This window comes from Pedobacter glucosidilyticus, assembly GCF_002483235.1.
GTDB lineage: Bacteria > Bacteroidota > Bacteroidia > Sphingobacteriales > Sphingobacteriaceae > Pseudopedobacter > Pseudopedobacter glucosidilyticum_B.
This window is the reverse complement of the sequence record NZ_DLHN01000018.1, coordinates 141,541-147,055: the sequence shown is the minus strand read 5'-3', so window position 1 is coordinate 147,055 and position 5,515 is coordinate 141,541. Positions and strand designations below refer to the sequence as shown.

Annotated in this window: 4 protein-coding genes and 1 pseudogene; 3 read left to right on the top strand and 2 right to left on the bottom strand. The window is 38.9% G+C overall.

The window, feature by feature from the left end; genetic code table 11:
• Both B2745_RS05650 and B2745_RS05645 read left to right on the top strand, forming a co-directional pair.
• Positions 1–1,706: pseudogene (locus tag B2745_RS05650) on the top strand (TonB-dependent receptor); the annotation flags it as partial.
• Positions 1,707–1,710: 4 nt separating this feature from the next.
• The gene (locus B2745_RS05645) at positions 1,711–3,108 is read left to right on the top strand and encodes a RagB/SusD family nutrient uptake outer membrane protein (protein WP_304064295.1); all 1,398 of its coding nucleotides are present in this window, start codon (positions 1,711–1,713) and stop codon (positions 3,106–3,108) included.
• A gap of 49 nt (positions 3,109–3,157) precedes the next feature.
• Here B2745_RS05645 and B2745_RS05640 read toward each other — a convergent pair whose 3' ends face one another.
• Positions 3,158–3,490, bottom strand: a complete 333-nt coding sequence (locus B2745_RS05640; RefSeq protein ID WP_304064294.1) for a hypothetical protein — start codon at positions 3,488–3,490, stop codon at positions 3,158–3,160.
• Positions 3,491–3,662: 172 nt separating this feature from the next.
• On the bottom strand, positions 3,663–4,058 hold the full coding sequence (locus tag B2745_RS05635; protein WP_304064293.1) for a hypothetical protein: 396 nt from the start codon (positions 4,056–4,058) through the stop codon (positions 3,663–3,665).
• Positions 4,059–4,367: 309 nt separating this feature from the next.
• On the opposite strand from B2745_RS05635, the gene B2745_RS05630 reads away from it, so the two are divergent.
• Complete coding sequence (locus B2745_RS05630) at positions 4,368–5,210, top strand: LytTR family transcriptional regulator DNA-binding domain-containing protein (protein ID WP_304064292.1); 843 nt, start codon at positions 4,368–4,370, stop codon at positions 5,208–5,210.
• Positions 5,211–5,515: the final 305 nt, after the last annotated feature.

The following is a 5,515-nucleotide window of genomic DNA, read 5'->3' as shown; positions in this document are numbered from 1 at the left end:
ATCAAAACGGAGCAGCGCTTTATCAGCAAGAATCTTATTATGCCAGAAATTTAATCAACCGTTTTTCCCAAATCAATGGAACTACCATCACCAGACCCATACCTGTAGGAGGGATTTTAGATAAGAGTGACAGCAGGGGCCTTAATTATGGTTTACGTGGGCAATTGCAATATCAAACCCTCATAGGAGATAAACACGAGATAGACGCCATTGCCGGAGCCGAACAACGTGAAATAAAGAATAGCAGTAACGGCTATAGAAGTTATGGTTATAACGATGACCTCTTAACTTTTGCTGCGGTAGACTATGTAAGTGTGTTTCCGGCCTATATGGGTTTATCTTTCAACAGCAGTATAGAAAACAATAATTTCTTTACAGAAACCCTCAATCGCTTTGTTTCCCTCTATGCCAATGCAGCTTATACCTATGATAGGCGCTATACCATCAGTGGAAGCATCAGAAAAGATGCCTCTAATTTATTTGGCGTAGAAACCAACCAAAAAGGAGTACCCTTATGGTCGGCAGGTTTAGCCTGGAACATCACCAACGAAAGCTTTTTCACCTCAACAGCTATAAATAATTTAAAGCTCAGAAGCTCTTATGGTTTTTCTGGCAATGTGAATAATAATTTGGCAGCATTTACCACCATCAGATACAATACAGCAGCAGGAACCATCAATAACCTGCCTTTTGCGATTGTACAAAATGCACCAAATGCCCAGCTCAGGTGGGAGCGGGTAAGAACATGGAACATAGGTTTGGATATGAGCGTATTCAATAGCCGTATAAACGCCAATATAGATTATTATAGAAGACGTACGACAGACTTGCTAGGTACAGAGCCTACCGACCCAACCACAGGTTTTAGCACAGGGGTATTAAATGCTGCCAGCACCAAAGGAGATGGCTTAGAATTTTTAATCAATACCAAAAACTTGGTAGGGAAGCTGAAGTGGGAAAGTGATATGCTGTTCTCTTACCAGCAGAGTAGGGTAAGCGCTTATGGGAGCAGCTTAAGCAGAGCCAGTTTAATTGTAGGGACAGGCAATGCGCTTAACCCTCAAAAAGATTATCCTCTATATGGTATTTACAGCTATAAATGGGAAGGCTTAGATGCGCAAGATGGTTCGCCCATAGGTTTATTTAATGGGCAAGCCAGTAAAGATTATACCGCCATCGTGAACAATACACCTTTTGAGGATTTAGTATTTCATGGTTCGGCTATACCCATTTTTAATACCGCACTTAGAAATACTTTCAGCTATAAAGGATGGAGCGTTTCTGCCAATATAACCTATAAAGCAGGCTATTTCTTTAGAAGAGCAACCATCAATTACAGTCAGCTTTATAGCAATACTATCACCCATCCAGATTACGAATTAAGGTGGCAGAGGCCCGGAGACGAGTTGCGTACACAAGTACCCGCTGCAACTTACCCGGCAAATGCACAAAGAGAAACTTTCCATACCAATGCTTCGCATACGGTAGAAAAAGGAGATCATATCCGTTTGCAGGATCTAAGAATAAGTTACGATATCAGCAATAAAGCCAAAAGTTTTCCACTAAAGCATATCCAGCTATTTCTATACGGCAATAATATGGGTATCCTTTGGCAGGCAAGTAAAGTAAATATAGACCCCGATTTTGGATTTAATAATATTCCACCTGCGGCAACTTATGCCTTTGGGATAAGAGCAGGTTTTTAACAACATGTTGTACAAAAAAGAAATAAAAATGATGAATACCAAACACCCTATCCATCAGCTTAAGCTGATACTTTTATTATCTATAAGCATAGGATATTTAAGTTCCTGTAAAGAGTTTTTGGAAGCCAAACCAGATAAAGCATTGGCTATCCCCCAAACGCTCACAGATGTGACAGCCATGTTAGACTATACCGTCTTAGGAAATAGTATTTTTAGAGGAGAGTTAGCCAGTGATAATGTTTATTTCACACTGGCAGATTTTAATGCCATCAGTGCAGAACGAGACCGTAATACTTTTATCTGGCAGAGTACTGCTTTAGATGGAGATGGTGGTGGCTGGGCTTCAAAATACAATAGTGTATTTGTAAGCAATGTAGCACTGGAAACGCTGGCTACCATTACGCCAAAAACACCAGCAGAACAAGCAGAATGGAATCGTTTAAAAGGTACGGCACTCTTTTTAAGAGGCTATGCTTTTTTTGAACTTTTAAGTCATTATGCAGCTGTTTATGAAGCTGGTACCGCTGATGAAAAATTAGGCATACCCCTAAAATTACGTTCAGACATTAATGATAAGCGAGCAAGAGCAAGTTTAGCAGCGTCCTATGAGCAGGTACAGGCAGATTTAAAAGAAGCTTTAAAACTCTTACCTCTGGAAAGTACAGTAGCCACACGCCCTAACAAGAAGAGTACCTATGCTTTATTATCCAGGGTGTATATGGCTATGGCCTTATATCCGCAAGCAGGTTTATATGCAGATTCTTGTTTAAATATCTATGCAGAATTACTAGATTTCAATACCATCAATGCAACAGCAACGGCACCTTTTAGCAGGTTCAATAAAGAAGTGATTTATCATGGAACAGGAGTAGGCTCTGGTTTGGTTCCTGGCAGATACCGGGTAGATACGCTTTTGTATGATAGCTATAGCAATCAAGATATCCGTAAAACAGCCTTTTTTAGAAGAAACGGTGTTCAAAACTACACATTCAAAGGAGGTTTTGATGGCGTAGTATCCAGTGTTTATTTTTCAGGCTTAACCACTGGAGAGCTGTACCTCAACAAAGCCGAAAGTAAGGCAAGAGCAGGGCAGCTTAATGAAGCTATGCAAAGCTTAAACCAGTTGAAAAAGCATCGCTATCAGCGCAATGGCTATACAGATTTTGCAGCTAGTACCGTAGAAGATGCTTTAAATATCATTTTGGAAGAACGAAGAAAAGAACTGTTGTATAGAGGCATCAGGTGGACGGATTTAAAACGTTTACAGTTAGAGCCCGCCTATCGTAAAACACTGGTAAGGGTACTAGGAACCAATAGGTACGAGTTAGCACCAGATGCTAGTGCTTATGTGTTTCAAATACCACAGCAGGTGATAGATCTTTCAGGAATTGCGCAAAACTAAATAAACCCAAACAGCATGGGATTATGCTGTTTGGGTTAGCTGTTTTAACTTAGTTGCGTAAGCTAACATCTGGTTGGGCAACAGCAGGATTTTCCAGAGCAGCCTCAATTTGTTCAATCAACATACTGTTGATTTGAGGCTGACCAGGTGTGGCACCTTCTTCAGCTCTGATGGCACAAACTTCGCTGCTACCTTCGCAACCAGGAGCAGTGGAGCCTACCAACTGGTAGCTACTGGCTAAAGTAGGGTCGCCAGAGCCATCATACTCAAACCAGAATTGGTTTGTTGCTAGGCTACTGCTGTTAGCTTTAAAAGCAGAAAATAAAACAGCACCTGAGATTGCTGCTACAGCAATCATAGGAATGATGAATTTTTTTTTCATCTTTGATTTGGCTTTGCTACACCTCGAAGCCATAGAGTTTTACATGATGATGCCTACTCTTTTTAAGGGTTTTCGGCATCCCCCTTTCATAGGTAGAAAATGTGAGAACAGCGGTGGTGTTTACTGCCACCACCAGCTGTTAACAGGGGATATCTTGCAGCTATCCCACTGATTAATTAAAATAAGTGATATTAAAAGTTAAAACTTCAAGGTTGCTATAACCCTCCTCTGGCATAAAATTGCTATTGCTACTTTCATTTAAGTTGAGCAGTTTGCCACGGTCTTTGCCATCGCTTCGTAAAGCCGGAGCTTCCATTTTGTTTAAAGTAATGGGTAAGCGATGCGCCATAAAATAGCTTCCTCTGGCAGCAGCTTGGCTAACAAAGCGTTCATCAAGGCTGTTGAGGTAAGCAAGTTGATTTTCATTTAGATGAAAGTTTTGGGCAACCCAAAGTTTGAAATCTTGATGAAAGGCATTCGCCTCCACATTTAATTCTTGGTCGCTCTTGGCATAAAGCTTAGCCAGTTTTTGCTGTACACCAGCAGAAGTTAAAGGAACTTTTTCCATAGTTGTTTTTTTTAATTGATGAATAGATAGGCCGGCCGGCTTAACAAAATTAGAGGCTAAACGCTCAAAAAATCTAACAAAAAACTCACAAAAGTGATGAACTACACAAATTAAATGATGAACTGCATTTATAAATGATGAATTACAAAAATCAGATGATGACTTTCATAATTTTCTGTGAAAAGAATAAGTATTTTTGGAGTTAGCCAAAAAAAATTGACTGAAAAATAAAAATATTGAGTTTTTTTTGTTGTTTTTTAATTGGTGAGCTACTATCTTAGGTTGAAGAAGCTTAATATCTATCCTGCCATGAAACAAAAGAGCCTCTTTTTTAAAGTTAAACCCGGAAAATATTTCCATTGGCACATTCGCTTATTGCTTGCTGTCATAATTTCTCATTATTTGATTGTTATACCACAAACAAAGCCTGTTTGGCAAATCATGCAACAACTAAATTACTATGTGGCGATGTTATATAGTATCGGTGTTGCTTTCTCAATTATTCAGATCACACATTCCATAAACCACTATTTAGATAGCCGAATATCATGGGAAGATAACTGGGTTAAAAGATTAAGTTATCAATGTTTCTTTGGCTTATTTTGTGTTTTAGTTCTTAACTATTTAGCCATAAGATTATATTTCTGGACTTTCGATAATGATTTTGATGTCAGTGGATACATGCAAACAGAATTCCAAATTGTAGTCTGGATGCTGTTATCTTTGAATTTTGTTTATGCCATTAGCTATTTTATCCGATTGTTTCAAAAGCAAAGTATCTCAATCCAAGTCCAGTCTCAAGAACCCATTATAGAAGGAAGTTTAGGTAATAAAGTATTCAAGATAGCAGCTTCAGATATCATAGCTATTATCAAAAAAGGGAATGTAGGTACTATTTATACAAAAGATTGTAAGCGGTACAATAATAATGATACCATCCAATCACACTTACAAAGATTAGGAGATGATCATTTTTTTCAAATCAATAGATCAGAAATTTATGCTCGCTCCATCATAGTAGGGTATGAGCGAATGAGTAATTATCGGGGTCGCTTGTATCTTAATTTAAAAATGGATGACCATCATGAAGCGATTGTAGCTCGTCATAGATTAAAGCAGTTCTTAAAATGGTACGATGGTAATGAGCAGTGAAATCTCTTTATGCAAGGCTATCCCGATTGTTTTCATCGCGAAACACACTTTTTTGTCATCATAGCGAACGTAGTGAAGCTATNNCTATCTCTTCATGCAAGGCTATCCTTTCATATAGGCTATAAAGAGACTGCCACGTTCCTCGCAGTGACAAACTGGGCGAACGTAGTGAAGCTATCCCATCACGCAAGGCTATCCTTTCATATAGGCTATAAAGAGACTGCCACGTACCTCGCTTGACAAAGAAACCATCATTTTGTCATCACGAACACACTTTTTTGTCATAGCGAACGTAGTGAAGCTAT